The organism is Rhizobacter sp. P2_H2 (genome assembly GCF_056403375.1).
The window spans coordinates 1-2,379 of sequence record NZ_JBFUFP010000864.1 but is presented as its reverse complement, the minus strand read 5'-3'; the positions used below and the strand labels follow the sequence as shown (position 1 = coordinate 2,379).

Here is a 2,379-nt window from a genome sequence, read left to right as displayed (position 1 = left end):
GCGCACAGCAGGGCCTCGCGCTCGTTGCCAGGCTCCATCGGCAGGCAGCCGACGAAGTCGGTCAGGAAGACGAAAGGCTGGCGCTTCAGTTCCGGGTTCTCGTGGTAGTGGTAGTCGACCTCCCAGGCCTCGTCGCCGACCACGATGTCGTAGTGCTCGGCCTCCACCAGGTCGATGAAGGTCATGAAGTTGCGCGTCATGATCTCGTCCATCGTGCGCAGCGCGAAGAAGGCCGACAGATCGTGCTCGCCGGCCTGCTGCTCGAAATGCCGGCTCTCGTTGGCCAGGCGCTGCGTGACGGGATGCAGCCGCTCGCCCTCCTGCGCCAGGTAGCGGGCGGCCGGGTCGACGGTGAACCAGTCGATGTCGAGATCGGGTTGCAACGTGCGCAGCGAACGCGCGATCGCCAGGTCGCGCTGCACATGACCGAGGCCGATCGCGCTGGAGATGAAGAGCGCCCGGCGCCGGCGCTTCATCGCGCGCACCCAGGTCGCGCTGCGCGGCGCGCCACCGATGAAGTCGCGCACGCTGCGGTTGAAGAGCACCGGGTCGCGCACCGCCGTGACATGCCCGCCGCCCTGGACGGTCAGCAGGCGCGAGCCCGGCACCAGCGCATGGATCGCCTTGCCCTGCGCATACATCACGCGGTGGTCGTCGTCGCCGTGGATCACCAGCGTCGGGCAGGCCACGCGGCGCGCCAGCGCCCGCACGTCGTTGCCCTTCCAGGCCTTGCGCACCATGTTGATGATGTCGCCGCTGGTGGCCCGGGCGTAGCCGACGCCGTCGTCGAAGGGCTTGCTGGAATGCGGCTCGCTGAAGAGGCTGGCCATGAACGCATCGATGTAGCCCGGCCAGTCGTCGCGTGTCTGGTCGGCCTCGGCCTGCACCCGGCGCGCGATCGCATCGGTGTCGACCAGCGACTCGGCAAAACCGCCGGCGATCACGAGGTGGCTGACGCGCTGCGGCTGCTCGGCCGCGACCCGCAGCACCGTCATCGCCGCGCACGAGATGCCGACCAGCGCGGCGCGCTCGGTACCGGCCGTGGCGTCGAGCACGGCGACGAAATCGTCGTGGAAGATGTCGAAGCTGTAGGCGTCCTGGGTGGCGGGCCGGTCCGAGCGGCCGTTGCCGCGCCCGTCCATCGTGACGACCCGGAAGTGCTGCGACAGGTACGGCACCGTGGCCTTCAGCATCTCGCTGTGCACCATCTGGATGGGCGGCGCGAAGGCGATCCACGGGCCGCTGTCGCCCCAGACGGCGTACCAGATGCGCACGCCGTCGCGGTCGACGACCCCCTGGCGGGCCGGCTCGACGCTGCCGTACGGGCTGCTGCTAGCGTCCATCGCCCTGCCCTGCCGCGCGGGCGTCGAGCGATTCGAGCAGCGCCTGCACCGCATCGAGCGCCGCACGGTGCTGCGCCCGCTCCTGCTTCACGCCGAGCAGGTCGGCGAATTCCATGCCGAGCCAGAACTCCGAGATCCAGCAGGCGATGACATCGGCGGTGAACGGCGCCGGCAGCGTGACGCCGGAGGACTCGAGCGCCGCCACCGCCTCGCCCACCACGTCGCGCACCAGCTGCTTCCAGGCCAGCAGCCGCGGCAGGAACTTCTTGCGCAGATCGGCGTTCGAGAAGCTCGCGGCCCACAACTCGGCCTGCACGCGCACGAAGCCGGAAGAGAGGTCGCTGTCGTAGAAGCGCCGCGCCTCGGCCCACTTGCGGGCATAGCCGCCGGGGCCTGCATACATCGAGCCCTGGCGGGCCAGCAGCCGGCGGTTCGCTGCATCGAGCACCTCGATGACCAGCTGGTCCTTGGTGCCGAAGTGGTAGTTGATCAACGCGTGGTTCACGCCGGCGTCCTTCGCGATCTGGCGCACGCTGAGCGCCGCATACCCCTCGCTCGCCAGCCGCCGGAAGGTCGCGTCGAGGATCTTCTCGCGGGTGTCGACGACGGACGCATCCTTGCCCGGCTGCACGCCGTCGGACGATCTGAGGCTCATGGTTGAACGATCGGTTTATACGATCGTTCAAAAATAGGCGAGGTTTGCGGGTTCTTCAAGGACCGGAACTCCACGTCGTGGTGGGGCTCAGAAAATACCGTCCACCACCCAGCACCGAGGAGTCCCCATGGAAGCCCAGCAACTTCACCGCGGCCGTCTCATCGATCACCTGCAGCTCGTCGTGTCCGACCTCGCGGCCAGCAAACGCTTCTACGAGGCGGTGGCCCAGGTGCTGGGGATCCCGGTGGGCGGCAGTGCCGCGGACTACTTCTGGATCGACGAGCTGTTCGTCTCCACCGCCGACAGTCAGGCGGCGCAGGGCCATCTGACGGGGCGCCACCACCTCGCGTTCCAGGCCCGGGACCGTGCGATGGTGGAGGC

Annotated in this window: 3 protein-coding genes; 1 reads left to right on the top strand and 2 read right to left on the bottom strand. The window is 68.8% G+C overall.

Translation table 11 applies throughout. From position 1 onward, the window contains the following. Together AC1D15_RS27430 and AC1D15_RS27425 are read right to left on the bottom strand one after the other, a co-directional pair. Positions 1-1,343, bottom strand: a 1,343-nt coding sequence (locus AC1D15_RS27430) for an alpha/beta fold hydrolase (RefSeq protein ID WP_477828491.1), incomplete at its 3' end; no start/stop codon positions are given. Further along, entirely contained in the window at positions 1,333-1,998 is a 666-nt protein-coding gene (locus AC1D15_RS27425; RefSeq protein WP_465112625.1) for a TetR/AcrR family transcriptional regulator, read from the bottom strand. The genes AC1D15_RS27430 and AC1D15_RS27425, both read right to left, overlap by 11 nt. 127 nt (positions 1,999-2,125) lie before the next feature. On the opposite strand from AC1D15_RS27425, the gene AC1D15_RS27420 reads away from it, so the two are divergent. Next, positions 2,126-2,379 (top strand): VOC family protein (locus AC1D15_RS27420; protein ID WP_477828490.1); only part of this gene is annotated, 254 nt, incomplete at its 3' end.